The organism is Actinomadura sp. DC4 (assembly GCF_030406325.1).
GTDB lineage: Bacteria > Actinomycetota > Actinomycetes > Streptosporangiales > Streptosporangiaceae > Actinoallomurus.
Genome location: NZ_JAUEQY010000015.1, coordinates 83,029 through 97,835 on the forward strand (window position 1 = coordinate 83,029; position 14,807 = coordinate 97,835).

At 73.2% G+C, this 14,807-nt stretch carries 15 protein-coding genes; 10 read left to right on the forward strand and 5 right to left on the reverse strand.

Translation table 11 applies throughout. The annotated features are described in order from the left end of the window. Positions 1 to 23: 23 nt before the first annotated feature. A complete protein-coding gene (locus QWU11_RS24275; protein ID WP_290116691.1) occupies positions 24 to 377 on the reverse strand; it encodes a hypothetical protein in 354 nt (117 codons plus the stop codon). Continuing rightward, complete coding sequence (locus QWU11_RS24280) at positions 374 to 1,966, reverse strand: GMC family oxidoreductase (RefSeq protein ID WP_290116692.1); 1,593 nt, start codon at positions 1,964 to 1,966, stop codon at positions 374 to 376. Before QWU11_RS24280 ends, QWU11_RS24275 begins: the two co-directional genes overlap by 4 nt. Positions 1,967 to 2,117: 151 nt before the next feature. Here QWU11_RS24280 and QWU11_RS24285 point away from each other — a divergent pair, with 151 nt between their 5' ends. From QWU11_RS24285 to QWU11_RS24305, 5 genes are all read left to right on the forward strand, one after another. Then, entirely contained in the window at positions 2,118 to 2,825 is a 708-nt protein-coding gene (locus tag QWU11_RS24285) for an MBL fold metallo-hydrolase (protein ID WP_290116693.1), read from the forward strand. A 112-nt stretch (positions 2,826 to 2,937) separates the two neighbouring features. Beyond that, the gene (locus QWU11_RS24290; RefSeq protein ID WP_290116694.1) at positions 2,938 to 3,798 is read left to right on the forward strand and encodes a metallophosphoesterase; all 861 of its coding nucleotides are present in this window, start codon (positions 2,938 to 2,940) and stop codon (positions 3,796 to 3,798) included. Then, positions 3,795 to 4,457 carry a 4'-phosphopantetheinyl transferase superfamily protein gene (locus QWU11_RS24295; RefSeq protein ID WP_290116695.1) on the forward strand — a complete coding sequence of 221 codons (663 nt, stop codon included), beginning with the start codon at positions 3,795 to 3,797 and terminating at the stop codon, positions 4,455 to 4,457. Before QWU11_RS24290 ends, QWU11_RS24295 begins: the two co-directional genes overlap by 4 nt. 45 nt (positions 4,458 to 4,502) lie before the next feature. Next, positions 4,503 to 5,204, forward strand: a complete 702-nt coding sequence (locus tag QWU11_RS24300) for an LppX_LprAFG lipoprotein (protein ID WP_290116696.1) — start codon at positions 4,503 to 4,505, stop codon at positions 5,202 to 5,204. Continuing rightward, positions 5,201 to 6,745, forward strand: coding sequence for an MFS transporter (locus tag QWU11_RS24305; RefSeq protein WP_290116697.1), 1,545 nt, complete (start codon positions 5,201 to 5,203; stop codon positions 6,743 to 6,745). Before QWU11_RS24300 ends, QWU11_RS24305 begins: the two co-directional genes overlap by 4 nt. Here the strand turns inward: QWU11_RS24305 and QWU11_RS24310 are convergent. Then, entirely contained in the window at positions 6,738 to 7,355 is a 618-nt protein-coding gene (locus QWU11_RS24310; RefSeq protein WP_290116698.1) for an isochorismatase family cysteine hydrolase, read from the reverse strand. The genes QWU11_RS24305 and QWU11_RS24310 overlap by 8 nt on opposite strands. 106 nt (positions 7,356 to 7,461) lie before the next feature. On the opposite strand from QWU11_RS24310, the gene QWU11_RS24315 reads away from it, so the two are divergent. Further along, positions 7,462 to 8,412 carry a helix-turn-helix domain-containing protein gene (locus tag QWU11_RS24315; RefSeq protein ID WP_290116699.1) on the forward strand — a complete coding sequence of 317 codons (951 nt, stop codon included), beginning with the start codon at positions 7,462 to 7,464 and terminating at the stop codon, positions 8,410 to 8,412. Between the two features lie 109 nt (positions 8,413 to 8,521). Next, complete coding sequence (locus tag QWU11_RS24320) at positions 8,522 to 12,055, forward strand: FG-GAP-like repeat-containing protein (protein ID WP_290116700.1); 3,534 nt, start codon at positions 8,522 to 8,524, stop codon at positions 12,053 to 12,055. A gap of 295 nt (positions 12,056 to 12,350) precedes the next feature. Here the strand turns inward: QWU11_RS24320 and QWU11_RS24325 are convergent, their stop codons facing one another. Beyond that, positions 12,351 to 12,572, reverse strand: coding sequence for a hypothetical protein (locus QWU11_RS24325; protein ID WP_290116701.1), 222 nt, complete (start codon positions 12,570 to 12,572; stop codon positions 12,351 to 12,353). After that, on the reverse strand, positions 12,559 to 12,789 hold the full coding sequence (locus QWU11_RS24330) for a DUF6400 family protein (RefSeq protein WP_290116702.1): 231 nt from the start codon (positions 12,787 to 12,789) through the stop codon (positions 12,559 to 12,561). The genes QWU11_RS24325 and QWU11_RS24330 overlap by 14 nt, the downstream gene beginning before the upstream one ends. Positions 12,790 to 12,988: 199 nt before the next feature. Between QWU11_RS24330 and QWU11_RS24335 the strand changes: the two genes are divergently transcribed. The 3 genes from QWU11_RS24335 to QWU11_RS24345 all read left to right on the forward strand — a co-directional run bounded on the left by QWU11_RS24335 (position 12,989) and on the right by QWU11_RS24345 (position 14,610). Beyond that, positions 12,989 to 13,135, forward strand: a complete 147-nt coding sequence (locus QWU11_RS24335; RefSeq protein WP_290116703.1) for a hypothetical protein — start codon at positions 12,989 to 12,991, stop codon at positions 13,133 to 13,135. A 124-nt stretch (positions 13,136 to 13,259) separates the two neighbouring features. Continuing rightward, the gene (sigK, locus tag QWU11_RS24340; protein WP_290116704.1) at positions 13,260 to 13,859 is read left to right on the forward strand and encodes an ECF RNA polymerase sigma factor SigK; all 600 of its coding nucleotides are present in this window, start codon (positions 13,260 to 13,262) and stop codon (positions 13,857 to 13,859) included. Positions 13,860 to 13,896: 37 nt separating this feature from the next. Continuing rightward, positions 13,897 to 14,610 carry an anti-sigma factor gene (locus tag QWU11_RS24345; protein WP_290116705.1) on the forward strand — a complete coding sequence of 238 codons (714 nt, stop codon included), beginning with the start codon at positions 13,897 to 13,899 and terminating at the stop codon, positions 14,608 to 14,610. The last annotated feature ends 197 nt before the right edge of the window (positions 14,611 to 14,807 follow it).

Below are 14,807 nucleotides of genomic sequence, written 5' to 3' on the forward strand. Positions count from 1 at the left end.
GAAATCTAGCCGACCCGCGCGCCTCACGGCGCCTCGCGGTACACGGGGCCGCGGGCGACGACCGGTCCCAGCAGGTCCTCGTAGTCCGGCGCCGAGGGGATCGGCACGGCGCGGCGTCCGTGGTAGCCGATCAGGTCCTTCACCCGAGGATGCAGGAAGTACGCCCCCGCCACCACCTCGCCGGCCAGCGCCGTCTGCGCCGCCGTCAGGTCGCCCGGGACCCGCAGCACCTCGCCCAGGGCCTCGGCGAGGTCCGGTCGCGCCGCCAGGACCTCCTCGATCAGCCCCACGCTCCCCGGCGGCATGCCGTCCTCGGCCGGGATCAGCCGGTCGGCCAGCTCGGACAGCCGCCTGCGTTCCTCCGCGGACAGGGTCATCCCGGCGCCTCCTGAGCTCGCCGCCCCGCGATCAGCCGTTCGGCGCAGCGCAGCGCCATGGCCGCGATCGTGGCCGTCGGGTTCGCCGCCGCCGACGTCGGCCAGGTGCTCCCGTCGAAGACGAACAGGTTGGGCACGTCGTGCGTACGACCCCAGGGGTCCACGACCGAGCGCGCCGGGTCGAGGCCCATCCGCGCGGTGCCGAGCTGGTGCCAGCCGGTCCCGCGGATCTGCGGCGCCGTGATCGTGTCGTACGCCCCGGCCTCCAGGAGCGACTCCCGCGCGCGGGCGACGTTGAAGTCCATGAGCCGCCGGGAGTTCTCGGCGACGCGATAGATGATCTTCGGTGCCGGCAGGCCGCCGGAGTCGGTGAGCGTCTCGTCCAGGATCACCCGGTTGGCCTCCTCGGGCAGGTCCTCCGCGACGATGCCCCACATCGCCGAGTGCCCGAGCCGCGCGCGTACGCCCCGGTGAAACCCCGGGCCCCACAGGGGATGGTCGCCCCACGGCCAGGGCCGGGTCGTGCTCAGCGGCCCGCCGGTCGGCTGCAGCCCCCACTTCGCGCCGCGTACGAAACCACGCGAGGCGTCGGTCTCGTAGAACTCCAGCGAGTGCAGGTGCTGCCCCCACACCCCCTGCGTGCTGTCCAGGTCGTCGGAGAACAGGCCGGTGACCACGCCGAACGGATGCAGCATGAGCCGCCGGCCGACCAGCCCGGAGGAGTTGGCGAGCCCGGACAGGAGCAGCAGCCGCGGGGTGCCGATCCCGTTGGCGCACAGGACGACCACGCCGGCGCGGGTCAGGTGCACGCGGCCGTCGCGGTCGGCCCACTCCACCCCGTCGGCGAGCCCGTCAGGGCCGAGGACGACGCGCCGGGCCCGTGCGAAGGTCTCCAGCCGGACGCCGCGGGCGACCGCCTGGGGCCAGTGGGTACGGTCGACGCTGGCCTTCGCGCCGTCCGCGCAGCCGTACAGGCACGCCGCGCGCTGCACGCAGGCCCGCAGCCCGTCGTACGGGCGGGTCGCGATCGCGTTCGTGCCCGGCCACCAGTGCCAGCCGAGCCGGTTGTGCGCCTGCGCGACACGGCGGCCCATGCGCCCGAGCGGGACCGGCGGCAGCGGGGGACCGGGGCCGGGCGGGTACGCCGGGTCGCCGGCCAGCCCGCTCACCGCGAAGTCGGCCTCGACCCGCTCGTAGTACGGCCGCAGGTCGTCATAGGCCAGCGGCCAGTCGTCGGCCACGCCGTCGAGCGTGCGGACCCGGAAGTCCGACGGCATGATCCGCAGCCACTGCGCGGCGTAGATGACGCTGCCGCCGCCCACCGCGTTGTAGTTGAGCACGTCGATGTCGGAGTCGGAGACCTCGACCGGATAGTCCTGCTCCAGCCGCCGCACGTTGGGGTTCCATCCCCACTCGGGGCCGCTGTCGATCTCGAAGTCGGGTTCGGCCGCACGCGCGCGTGAGTAGTCCGGCCAGCCGCCCTGCTCCAGGACGACGACGCCGAAGCCGCTCTCGGCCAGGCGTTTGGCCGTGACCGCTCCGGCGGGCCCCGCGCCCACCACACAGACGTCCACGCGGTCGGCGCCCACGCGTTTCCCCCTTCTGACCTGTGAGTACTTCTTCCCGATTGCGGCGGAGACGAACGGCACCGCCGCTGACGAGGCCCGATCCGCTCACAGCGCATCCGCCGCGGGCGTACGGCACGGACATCCCCGGCCCCGGCCTCCTACCGTCGGGCGCATGGACGTCATCGAGCTGACCCCGCGCCTGCACTTCCTCCGCTTTCCCATCGGCCACGCCTACCTCTGGCAGGACCCCGGCGGGCTGACGCTCGTCGACTCCGGCGTCCCGGGCTCGGGCCCGGCGATCGCCGGGGCGATCCGCGGGCTCGGGCACCGGCTCGGCGACCTGCGAAGGCTCGTCCTGACCCACTGTCACGGCGATCACGTCGGCGCGGCGGCCGAGGTCGCCTCGTGGGGACCGGTCGAGGTGTGCGCGCATCGGGCCGACGCGCCGTTCATCCACGGGGAGGCCGAGGTGCCGCCGCCGGTCCTGGCCGGCTGGGAGCGCGAACTGCTCGACCAGGTCACCCGCCGGATGCCGGCGGAAAGGCCCGCGCCGGTACGGGTGGACCGCCCGGTCGAGGACGGCGACGTCCTCGGCTTCGGCGGCGGCGCCCGCGTCGTGGCCGCCCCCGGCCACACCCCGGGCAGCGTCGGGATCTTCCTGCCCGAGCACGGCGTGCTGTTCGCGGGCGACTCGGTGGCGTCCTCGTCCGCCGGCGACGTCATCCTCGGGGTCTTCAACGTCGACCCGGCCCAGGCGGCGGCGTCCTTCGAGCGCCTGGCCGCGCTGGACGTGGAGATCGCCTGTTTCGGCCACGGTGAGCCGGTCACCGAGAACGCCGCGGCGCGGCTGCGCGCCGCCGCGGAGCGCGCGGCCGGCTGAGGCTCGCGTGGTTCCGGAGGGCATGATCGGCATATGGTGCGGAAGACGCCCTGGGCCGACAGGAGGAGCGCGGTGATAGTAATCGGCGAAGATCCGCCCAAGCCGGGAGCAGGTGCCCGCATTGGCTGATGGCACCGGACCACGGCTGCTGGCCATCAGCGACCTGCACGTCGCGTACGACGCGAACCGCGAGATCGTCTCGAAGCTGTGGCCGACCACCGACGAGGACTGGCTGATCGTCGCCGGCGACGTGGGCGAGATCTTCGCCGACGTCGAGTGGGTCCTGCGGCTGCTGAGCGAGCGTTTCGCCAAGGTGATCTGGGCGCCGGGCAACCACGAGCTGTGGACGCCGCAGTCCGACCCGGTGACGCTGCGGGGCGAGGCCCGTTACCGCCGCATCGTCGAGGTCTGCCGCAGCATCGGCGTCCTCACGCCGGAGGACCCCTACCCGGTCTGGCGCGGCCCGGGCGGACCGGTCACCATCGCGCCGCTGTTCGTGCTGTACGACTACTCGTGGCGGCTGCCCGGCCAGCAGACCAAGAAGGCGGCGCTCGCACGGGCGTACGAGGTCGGCGTGGTGTGCACGGATGAGTTCCACCTGCACCCGGACCCGCACCCGAGCCGCGAGGAGTGGTGCCACGTACGGATCGCCGAGACCGAGCGCCTCCTCGCCGCCCGCGACGAGTCGCTGCCGACGATCCTCGTGAGTCACTGGCCGCTGGTCCGCGACCCCACGGCGGTGCTGCGCTATCCGGAGTTCGCGCTGTGGTGCGGCACGGACCGTACCGCCGACTGGCACCGCCGCTACAACGCGGTCACGGCCGTCTACGGGCACCTGCACATCCCCCGGACCACCTCCTACGACGGGGTCCGCTTCGAGGAGGTCTCCCTCGGCTACCCGCGCGAGTGGGAGCGCCGGCAAGGGACTCCCGGGCGGCTCCGGCAGATCCTTCCCCGCGAGGACGGCCGATGATCGAGAAGATCCTTCCGCCCGAGGTGGCCTCGGAGGAGGCCTTCGATGACCTCACCGAGGTGACGCTGTTCCCCGAGGAGGAGACCGTCATCGCGCGGTCGGTGGACAAGCGGCGCCGGGAGTTCGCCACCGCACGGGGGTGCGCCCGCCGGGCGATGGCGACGCTCGACCTGCCGCCGGTGCCGATCCTGCCCGGCGAGCGCGGCGCGCCGGCCTGGCCGCCGGGCGTGGTCGGCAGCATGACCCACTGCGACGGCTACCGCGCCGCCGCCGTCGCCCTGCAGGACCGGGTCCGTACGGTCGGGGTCGACGCCGAGCCCAACGGCCCGCTGCCCGAGGGCGTGCTGGAGGCCATCGCCACCCCGCCCGAGCTGGAGTGGATGAAGAACATCGCCGGTGACGCCTCGGGCGTGTGCTGGGACCGGCTGCTGTTCAGCGCGAAGGAGACGATCTACAAGGCGTGGTTCCCGCTGACGCGTCTCTGGCTGAACTTCGAGGAGGCGGTCGTCACCCCGGACCCGGACGCCGGCACGTTCACCGCGCGTCTCCTGGTCCCCGGGCCGGTCGTCGACGGCCGTACGCTGAGCGGTTTCGCGGGCCGCTGGATGGCCGACCGCGGGCTCGTCGCGACCTCGATCACGGTCCTGGCGGAGGTGTGAGCGGATAGCGGTGATCCACACCGTGGGTCGCGCTATGTTTCCGTCATGTCATCCTCCCGGGCGAGGTTCGCCCGTCTGCTTCCGGCCGTGCTCGCGTTCGTCCTCGCCGTCGGCTGCGGTGGCGGCGGTGGTGACTCGGACAAGAATCCGCCCGGCGGTCAGCTCCTGCAGCAGGCGGCGAACGTCCTGCGCAACGTCTCGAGCCTCAGCTTCACGCTGCGTACGAGCGGCGACCCGAAGGTCAACGTCAAGAGCGTGGACGCCAAGCTGCTGAAGAGCGGCAACTCCCAGGGCTCGGTGCAGGTCACCGAGCTCGGCATGCCGATCCAGCTCGACTTCGTCGTCCTCGGCAAGACCGTCTGGTTCAAGGGCCTGACCGGCGGCTGGCAGAAGCAGCCGCTGTCGAAGGTCTCGGGCATCTACGACCCCTCGGCCGTGCTCGATCCGGACCGCGGCCTCGTCCAGCTCCTGCTCACCGCCAAGAACGCCGAGACGCGCGGCAAGGAGAAGGTCAGCGGCCAGGAGTCCTACCGCGTCCACGCGACGCTCGCCCAGGCCGCGCTGAGCCGCCTGGTGCCGGGCATGAACGCCGACGCCCCCGCCGACATCTGGATCGCCACGACCAGCAAGTACGTGCTGAAGGCCGAGGTCGAGGTCCCGTCCAAGAGCGGTGGCAGGCCCGGAAAGGTGACCATCGCGTTCGCGGACTTCGGCAAGCCGTTCCCGATCACCGCCCCCGCCCAGTGAGCGCCGTCCCGCCGGCCGGCGCGAGGCGCGTGGCGATCGGCGTCGGCGGCATCGTGGTGCTGCTCGCCGCCATCGACGCGTACGTCGTCGTCACCGTACTGGTGACCATGGTCGGCGACCTCGGCGTGCCGGTGAACCACATCGAGCGCGCCAGCCTGGTCGTGACGGCGTTCCTGCTCGGCTACGTCGCCGGGATGCCGCTGCTCGGCCTGCTCTCGGACCGGTTCGGCCGCCGGGTGATGCTGCAGGTCTGCCTCGCGGGCTTCGCCGCGGGCTCGGCGGTCACGGCGCTGGCCGGCTCGATGCCGACGCTGATCACGGGCCGCGCGCTGCAGGGCCTGGCCGGCGGCGCGCTGCTGCCGATCACGATGGCCCTGGCGGGCGATCTGTGGGAGGAGCACCGGCGCTCCACCGTGCTCGGCGGCGTCGGCGCCGTACAGGAGCTGGGCAGCGTGCTCGGCCCGCTGTACGGTGCGGCCATCGCCGCGGTCGCCGGGTGGCGCGGCATCTTCTGGATCAACATCCCGGTCGCGGTGCTCGCCATGCTCGCGGTGCAGTGGACCGTGCCCGGCGGGCGCCCGGCCGCGCGGACGCGCGTCGACGTCGTCGGGGGAGTGCTGCTGGCCGCCGGGCTCGGTCTGCTCGTCGCGGGGCTGTACAACCCCGACCCCGGCCACGCGACGCTTCCGTCCTGGGGAGTCCCGTGCATCGCGGCCGGCCTCGTCGTGATCGTGGCGTTCGCGGTCTGGGAGGCACGAGCACGCACGCGCCTGCTCGACCTGCGCGGAGCGCGGCGCGGCGGCCTGTTCGCGACCCTCGGCGTGAGCCTGCTGTCCGGGGCCGCCCTCATGACGACGCTGGTCGACGTGCAGCTCGTCGCGCAGACGCTCTTCGGCCGCGACTCCACCGGCGGCGCGTTCCTGCTCGCGCGCTTCCTGGTCCCCCTCGCCCTCGCGGCGGCGCTCGGCGGCGTGCTGGCCCGCCGCCTCGACGAGCGGTGGGTGATCGCCGGCGGCATGCTGCTCGCCGCCGTGGGCTACGCGCGGATCGCCGCCTGGCCACTGCGCGCCGAGGGCGTGGCGTACGACCTGGGCCTGTTCACGGTGCCGCGGGTGGACGCCGACCTCGTCATCGCCGGCCTCGGCCTCGGCCTGGTCATCGCGCCGCTGTCGTCGGTGGCGCTGCGCTCGGTGCCCGCGCTGCAGCACGGCATCGCCTCGGCGGCCGTCGTGGTCGCCCGCATGATGGGCATGCTGATCGGCGTGGCCGCCCTGGGCGCGTGGGGGTTCCACCGCTTCCAGACGCTGACCGCGCACCTCGCCACGCCGCTGCCGATCGGCGTGAGCCGCACGGAGTTCGCCCGGCGGCTCGCCGCCTACCTCGCCGCGGTGAAGGCCGCGCTGCACACGGAGTACTCCGACATCTTCTGGGCCACGGCCGCTCTGTGCGTCGCCGCCGCCGTACTGGCCCTGGCCATCGGCGGACGGCCCGCCCCGGCCACGGCCGCGCCCGCACCGGCCGAGGCGGACGCCGTCACCTGACCAGAGCGGCCGCCACCTCGCCCGCCGGTACGACCGCCTCGGCGTAGAGAGGGCCGTTGAGCTCGACCGCCGCTTGCATGTGCTCCTTGGAGAAGGCGGCGGTGGCGTCCTTCACGAGGATGATCGAGTAGCCGAGCTCCATGCCGTACCGGCCGGTGCTCTCGACGCAGCCGGGCGCGGTCATCCCGGCCAGGACGACGTTCTCGATCCCGTGCTGGCGGAGCTGCTGGTCGAGGTCGGTGTGGGCGAAACCGCTGATGCCCCAGTGCTCGGTGCAGACGACGTCGCCCGGCCGGGGCCCGAACTCCGGGTGCCACCCGCCGCCGAACGTCCCGTACTCGTACAACCGGCCGTCGCGTGCCACCCGGTGCGCGCGGTTCATGTGCCGCCAGCCGTCGAAGTCGCCCGGCCGCGCGCGGCGGTGCGGGGCGACGAACACCTGGACTCCGGCGGCACGGACGGCGGTCAGCAGCGTGCGCAGGTTCTCGTGGAGGCCCACCGACTCGGCGACCTCCCTCACGCGCGGCCAGATCTTGCCGCCCTCGCTGAGGAAGTCGTTGTACGGGTCGACGAGGACCAGTCCGGTGCGGTCGCGGTTCAGCGTCTTCATTGGGCTCTCCCTGGTCGGCTTGGCAAATCCAGCCTGCCGAGGACCCGCAGGGCCGGGCCAGTGGCTCGAATGCCGACGAACGCGGGTTTTGTGCCAACATGCCCAGATGGCGCCCTTCCGTCGTGTCGCCGCCTACGTCCCGCCCCACGCCGCCGCGCTGGGCCTGGGCATGGCGAGCGCGCTGTTCCGCCCCCGTCCGGGCCTGACCGAGTTCGACTTCGCGGTCTGCGCGCGGCGGCGCGGCCCGCTGAACACCGACCTCGGCGTCCCCGTGCTCGTCGAGCACGGCCTGGAGCCGCTCGCCGGCGCGGACCTGGTCCTGGTGCTCCCCGGCGACGACCTCGCCGCACCGCCCGCCGAGCCCGTCCTCGACGCCCTGCGCGCCGCACACCGGCGTGGCGCGACCGTGGCGGCGCACTGCATGGGCGTGTTCACGCTGGCCGCGACCGGGCTGCTGGACGGGGCCGAGGCGACCACGCACTGGCAGTACGCCGGCGAGCTCGCCGCCCGTCACCCCGGCGTCGCCGTACGGCCCGAGGCCCTCTACCTCGACCAGGGCGGCGTCGTCACCGGGGCGGGCGCCGCCGCCGGGATGGACATGTACCTCCACCTGCTGCGCCGTGACCACGGCGCCGCGCTGACCAACGCCCTCGCCCGGCTCCTCGTCACCCCTCCGCACCGCGACGGCGGCCAGCGGCAGTACATCACCGCCCCGGTCCCGGCCGACGGCGACGGCGAGCGGCTCTCGGAGGTCATCGCCTGGGCGCGGGCGAACCTGGACCGTTCCCCGCCGGTCGACGAACTCGCCGCCCGGGCGCTGATGAGCCGGCGCTCCTTCGTCCGCCACTTCAAGGCGGCGACCGGCGCGTCGCCGCACGCCTGGCTGCTGGCGCAGCGCCTCAGCCTCGCCGAGGAGCTGCTGGAGACGACCGACCTGACCGTCGAGCGGATCGCCGGCCGCGTCGGCTACCGGAGCGCGGCGGTCTTCCGCGAGCAGTTCGTCCTTCACCGCGGGGTCGCACCGCGGGAGTACCGCCGCACCTTCGGCCGGGACTGAGCAGAACGCGAAGAATGCTCATGTCCTCATCCGGTCAGAGGGGTACTCCTTACCGTCCCCTTGCCTCAGAGTGATCCCCGCGATCAAAGCGCGATTCGAGGTGGGTCGGATGAAGCGTCTCCTGGCCGTCATGCTCGCCGTCGTCCTCTCCGTGGCCCTGTCGGCCCGGCCGGGCGCCGCCGCCACGGCCTTTCCCGGAGGACCGCCGAACGACCCGGACTACGCGCCGGCCGAGCAGGGGTCGGTGCTGAACTGCCTGACCAAGTCGGCGCCGGGGGCCGAGCAGCACAACCTGTACTCCTTCATCCCGCGCTGCACGCCTCTCGCGAAGGACCCCGAAGGCTCCGCCGGCATGTCGGTCGACACGGCCTGGCGCGACTACACCACCGGCTCCCCGGACACGGTCCTCGCCTACGTCGAGGCCGGGATCAACTGGCACGGCTCGGACGTGGCCGACCTGGCGGACAAGGTCTACCTCAACACCGGTGAGCTGCCCAAGCCGCAGGGCTCGGGCGCCTACGACAAGGACGGCGACGGCGCGGTCACCGCCGCCGACTACAAGGACGACTCACGGGTCCACGACGCCAACGGCAACAGTGTGACCGACCCCGAGGACCTGATCGTCGCCTTCTCCGACGGCGGGGACGGCGACGGCAACGGCTTCACCGACGACATCTCCGGCTGGGACTTCTACGACGACCAGAACGACCCGGCCACCTCCGACGCCACGTACGGGCACGCGAACGACCAGCTCAGGAAGGCCGCCGCGCAGACCGACAACGCGAAGTTCGGCGCCGGGATCTGCCCGAAGTGCCGGCTCATGCCGATCCGCGCCGGGCAGGAGGCGCTCGACCGTACCGACGACCTCGCCGCCGCCTGGCTGTACGCGGGCCGCGCGGGCGCCAAGGTCATCATCAGCACCACCGCCGACCTTGGCTACTCCTCCGCGATGCGGCGGGCCGTGGACGAGCTGTGGCACGACGGCGTGGTCATGGTCGAGTCCAGCAACGACTTCGACAGCACGGACCACCAGGGCGGCATGTTCTGGCCGCACGTCGTCCCCGGGAACGGCCTGGTGCCCAACACCGACGGCGTGCCCGGCCCGCTCGCCAACCCGCTGACCTCGACGTACCGCGAACGCTCGAACCTGACCTCGTTCGGCGCCCACTCGATGTTCTCGGTGGCCACGATGGGCGGCTCGACCTCGGAGTCGACACCCACGACGGGCGGCCTGTTCGGGCTGCTGCTGTCCTACGGCGCGCAGGCGGCGCGGGAGAAGAAGATCGCCTGGCCGCTGAGCAACGGCGAGGCCGTGCAGCTGCTGCGCGCCACCGCGAGCGACGTCGCCGACTCCGGCCTCGGCTGGCCGGGCCGCCCCGGCTGGGACAGCCAGTACGGCTACGGCCGCCCGAACGCCCACGCGGCCCTGGCGGCGGTGGCCCGGGGCGACATCCCGCCGGTCTCCTCGATCGAGAGCCCGGACTGGTACTCCCTCTACGACCCGCAGACCACGCCGTCCGTACCGGTCACCGGGCACGTCGAGGCGCGCCGGGCGGCGGGCTTCCGGTACGAGCTGCAGTTCGCGCCCGGCCTCGACCCGGCCGACGGCGACTTCGCCAAGGCCGGCGAGGGCACCGGCAGCGGCACGTACGACGGCAGGGTCGGCACGCTCGACCTGGCCGGCCTGCCCAGTTCGTTCTGGGACAAGGCGTACACGATGTCGGACGACAAGGCGCTGTCGACGACCGAGCAGTACACGCTGACGCTGCGGCTGCGCGTCTGGGACGACCAGGGCCGCCTGGGCGAGGAGCGCCGTACGATCGCGGTCCACCACGACGCGACGCTGCGCTCCGGCTTCCCGATCAAGTTCGGCCTCGGCGGGGAGAGCCAGCCGGCCCTGGCCGACCTGCAGGGCACCGGCCACCAGGCGATCGTGTTCGGCGACGCCGACGGCCGCGTGCACGCCCTCGACGGGGTGAGCGGCAAGGAGCTGCCCGGCTGGCCCGCGACCACGAACGCGAGCCGTACGCGCGTCCCCGGCTTCGACCCCGGCCACGAGCCGATCATCGCGCCGGTCGCGGTCGGCGACCTGTTCCACGACGGGCGCCAGGAGGTCGTGGTCACCAGCACCACCGGGCGTACCTACGTCTTCGACTCCTCGGGCCGGGCCCTGGCCGGCTGGCCGAAGACCCTCGACACCGGCGTCACCAAGCCGGCGATCCCGCGGCCCGCGCTGTCGTACACGCGCCTGCCGCATCAGGGCGCGACCGCCTCGCCCGTGCTCACGGACCTGGACGGCACACCCGGCCTGGAGATCGTGCAGGCGGGCTGGGACGGGCACCTGCACGCCTGGCACGCCGACGGTGGCGCGGTGCCCGGCTGGCCGGTGAAGGTCGCCGACCCGCCCGCGCCCGGCTCCGGCCTCGTCGCCATCGACGACGCCAAGCTCGACGCCTCCCCGGCCGTCGCCGACCTCGACGGCGACCACAAGCCGGAGATCGTGGTCCGCTCGCAGCACTCCGAGAGCGCGGGCTCGGGCATCCAGGCGCTCGGCGCGAACTACGCGTACGCCTACCACGCCGACGGCTCGCCGGTGAGCGGCTGGCCCGTACGGCTGCCGTCGATCATCACGTACTACGGGAGCGCACAGGAGTTCATCACCGAGGCGGCCAACAGTCCCGCCGTGGCCGACGTGGACGGCGACGGCAAGGACGAGGTGGCCACCGGCCCGTCGTTCTCGGCGACGTTCCTGGTCGGCGGGGACGGCAAGGTGCGCAACGCGTACGGGCCGCTGAACAACCCGGCACTCGGCCTGCTGAACGGCGACGAGAGCGTGATCCGCGCGCTGCTGAACGGGAAGCTGCCCGCGGACGTCCCGGCCTCGTTCACCACCAGCGGGGCGTTCGGCCGGTTCGCGCCGTCCGGGCGGCTCGGGTACGCCGAGTCCGGCTCGGGCGCGGTGTCGCTGATCGCGGCGCTGCTCTACCCGGGCAGCGGCAACCCGATCGGCAACTACGAGCGCGGGTACGACGCGGCCACCGGCTTGCCCACCGCGGGCTACCCGCACCAGCGGCACGGCCTGGACTTCCTCGGCGCGCCCCTGATCATGGACGTCACCGGCGACGGGAAGGCCGAGGTCGTGGACGGCGGCGACACCTCCACCGTGCACGCCTTCACCTCTTCGGGGCAGGCGGCGGGCTTCCCGAAGTTCACCGGCGGCTGGACGCTGTTCGCGCCCTCGGCCGGCGACATGGACGGCGACGGAAGGACCGACCTGGTCACCACGACCCGCGAGGGCTACCTGTTCGCCTGGAAGACCGACGGCAGGCCGGACGCCGAGGCGTGGGCCTATCACCACGACGAGTGGCGCACCGGCCGGTACGGCACCGACACCCGCCCGCCGGGCATCCTCCGCGACGCCGCGCGCGCCGGCGCGACGGTGACCTTCACGGCCCCGGGCGACGACTGGTACGCGGGCCGGGCGACGTCCTATCGCGTCACCGCCGACGGGACGGCCACGACGGTGCCCGCCTCCGTGGACGCGGGCGGCCGGCAGACCGTGCCCGTCCCGTCCGGCGCACAGAAGATCACGATCCAGGCGGTGGACGACGCGGGCAACGTGAGCCCGCCCCTGACCCTCTAGGTGACCTGCCGGGCCCGCTCCAGGTAGAGCACGAGCTCACGCATCCGGTCGGCGGGTCAGGGCCGGCCGCGGGAGAGCTCCGCGCCGTCCCGCCGCCACAGGTCCCGCGCGGCGGTCTTGGTGCGGTCGTCGTCGTGGAAGCGGTCTCGAACATCGACATCATCTCCAGCGTCGCCATGAACCGGTCGGCGGGGGCATCGAGGCGTCCGCGCCAGCTCACCGATGCTCCAGCGCTCGTCCTCGTCCCCCACGCCGGCAACGCTAGGACCTGCCGCAGCGGCGGGTTCAGGCCCGGTTACGCGGCGCCGCGGCCGAAGTGGCTCTCGTGGTCCCACAGGTGGGCGCAGGACGGGCACTGGACGTGGAGGACGCTGCCGGAGTTGGCGAGCAGGTAGCGCCAGTGGGTGCCGCAGTTGCGCTCGGACCGGCAGTCCGCGCAGTGCCGGGCGTCGCGGCACCGGGGGCAGTCGATCCAGGCGCGGCGGCCGAGGTCGGCGTGCGGGTCAATCGGCAGCATGGCCGGTCTCTCGCGGAGGGAGCACGCCGGCGGATACGAGCATGGCGTACGTCTCCCGCTGTGCCGCGTCGAGGCCGGAGTACAGCAGGGCGTACGCGGCATCCTCCTCGCGCAGCACGGCGATCGGGTCCCAGTCCGGGCCGAGCGCCGTCACCACCTCGGCGCGGCGGCGCGCCTCCTCGTGGGTGAGGTCGATCTCGAAGACGTTAGGGTTCATGGGTGATCACAGGGGGTCGATGAAGGGGGAGCGGGCCCGGAGACCCGCCTGAGCGATGTTAGCCCTGGTCAGGCCCGTATTGGACCGTGATATTCCTCACGCTGAGTGATCACCGGTCCCTATGCGGAGGTGCCGGCCGCCCACGGCGTGCCGAGCGGCGACGACCACGTACGGCGGATCCGGCGGTCGCAGGGGTGGCGTGACCGGCTCGCGCCGATGGCCGGCCCAGGCCGTCGGCGAGGACTTCGTCGCGGTGCACATGACCTGGGGTGCGATCAACGAGTGGTCCACCCACGCGGGATACGCGCGCCTCATCGACCGCGAGGGTCACCCCGTGCTCACCTGATGTCCAACGCCGTCGCGGAGGCCCGGATCGGGGGCGCGGGAGACGCGGGCAGGCCGGACACGGCATCATCGGAGCCCGGAGCACCAATCCGCCCCCGTCGCGGTGACGAATCGAGTACGTGGACATGAGCGAGCGGCGCGCGGCGCGGCACTGGAAGGGCCAACCGGCCGACCTCGGGGACGAGGCCGACCTCGGCGACCTCCTGGCCCACGTCGCGCGAGGCGACCAGACGGCCTTCGAGCGGGTGTACGACGAGGTCGCCGGGCCGATCTACGGGCTGGCCCTGCGGATCGTGCGCGACCCGGCCCAGTCGGAGGAGGTGGCCCAGGAGGTCCTCGTCGACGTCTGGCGGACCGCCTCGCGGTACGAGGCGGGGCGGGGGAGCGCGATGTCGTGGGTGATGATGCTCGCCCACCGCCGCGCCGTCGACCGGGTCCGCTCCGCGCAGGCCGCGGCCGAACGCGAGGAACGCGTGGGGCGCGCGGCCACCCCGGCCTACGACGAGGTGGCCGAGAACGTCCAGAACCGGCTGGAGCGGGAGCAGGTACGCCGCTGCCTGTCCACGCTCACCGACACCCAGCGCGAGTCGGTCACCCTGGCCTACTACGCCGGCTACACCTACCGCGAGGTGGCGGAGCTGCTGAAAGTGCCGCTCGGCACGATCAAGACCCGCATGCGGGACGGCCTCATCCGCCTGCGCGACTGCCTGGGCGTGAACCATTGAGCGCCCGGACCGGGCACGGCGCCCCGAAGGAGGGCTCGTGAGCGAGAACCTGCACACGCTTGCCGCCGCGTACGCCCTCGACAGCCTCACCGAGGTCGAGCGCCGCCGCTTCGAGACCCACCTCACCGACTGCGACACCTGCGCCGACGAGGTGCGCGGGATGCGCGAGACGGTGACCCGCCTCGCCACCGCGGCGGCCCAGGACCCGCCCGAGGCGCTGCGGGGGCGCGTGCTCGCCCAGATCGCGCGTACGCGCCAGGTGCCGCCGCGCGTCGCCCGCCCCGGCTCGGTTCGCGCCCGCCGGCTCGGCTGGATCCTGTCCGCGGCGTGTCTCGTCCTGGCCGCCGTGCTGGGCGTCGCGACGCTGCGGGCCGTGCACACGAAGGAGCACGTCGACGCGCTGAACCGCGACATCGCCGCGGTGATGGCCGCGCCCGACGCCCACCGGGTCACCGGAAAGGTGGGCCCCGGCGGCACCGGCACCGTGGTCGCCTCCCGCTCGCTCGGCAAGGCGGTCGTCGTGATGTCCGGGCTGCCGCCGCTCTCGTCGGCCAAGACCTACGAGCTGTGGCTCATGGGGCCGCGGCCGCCGCGCCCGGCGGGCACCATGCGCCCGCCGGCCACGGGAGACCCCGGCCCGGTCCTGGCGACCGGTCTCGGCGACGCCACCCAGATCGGCCTCACCGTCGAGCCCGCCGCGGGGTCGCAGCGGCCGACGAGCCCGCCGATCTTTACGGCCACGCTTTCCTGACGAGGCGTACGGGAGATTAAGGAACGCATTAAGTCACGGAAAGCGACCTTATTTGGTCCTGTACGGGACGGAAACCGCTATTAGAGGACTTGGAACGTTCGAATAGGAAAGCGTAAGACAAGATCCTCAATAGTCTTTCCTGAGTGTGGCCGGGGACGCCCTGGATGATCACAGCCAGGGCGATGTCACCCTGGGTG

Bases quoted from the DNA above. Each gene is read 5' to 3' on its own strand.
- QWU11_RS24325 (WP_290116701.1), bottom strand. From the start codon at position 12,572: ATGCTGCCGATTGACCCGCACGCCGACCTCGGCCGCCGCGCCTGGATC.
- QWU11_RS24285 (WP_290116693.1), top strand. From the start codon at position 2,118: ATGGACGTCATCGAGCTGACCCCGCGCCTGCACTTCCTCCGCTTTCCC.
- QWU11_RS24300 (WP_290116696.1), top strand. From the start codon at position 4,503: ATGTCATCCTCCCGGGCGAGGTTCGCCCGTCTGCTTCCGGCCGTGCTC.
- QWU11_RS24330 (WP_290116702.1), bottom strand. From the start codon at position 12,789: ATGAACCCTAACGTCTTCGAGATCGACCTCACCCACGAGGAGGCGCGC.
- QWU11_RS24320 (WP_290116700.1), top strand. From the start codon at position 8,522: ATGAAGCGTCTCCTGGCCGTCATGCTCGCCGTCGTCCTCTCCGTGGCC.
- QWU11_RS24295 (WP_290116695.1), top strand. From the start codon at position 3,795: ATGATCGAGAAGATCCTTCCGCCCGAGGTGGCCTCGGAGGAGGCCTTC.
- QWU11_RS24315 (WP_290116699.1), top strand. From the start codon at position 7,462: ATGGCGCCCTTCCGTCGTGTCGCCGCCTACGTCCCGCCCCACGCCGCC.
- QWU11_RS24275 (WP_290116691.1), bottom strand. From the start codon at position 377: ATGACCCTGTCCGCGGAGGAACGCAGGCGGCTGTCCGAGCTGGCCGAC.
- sigK (WP_290116704.1), top strand. From the start codon at position 13,260: ATGAGCGAGCGGCGCGCGGCGCGGCACTGGAAGGGCCAACCGGCCGAC.
- QWU11_RS24310 (WP_290116698.1), bottom strand. From the start codon at position 7,355: ATGAAGACGCTGAACCGCGACCGCACCGGACTGGTCCTCGTCGACCCG.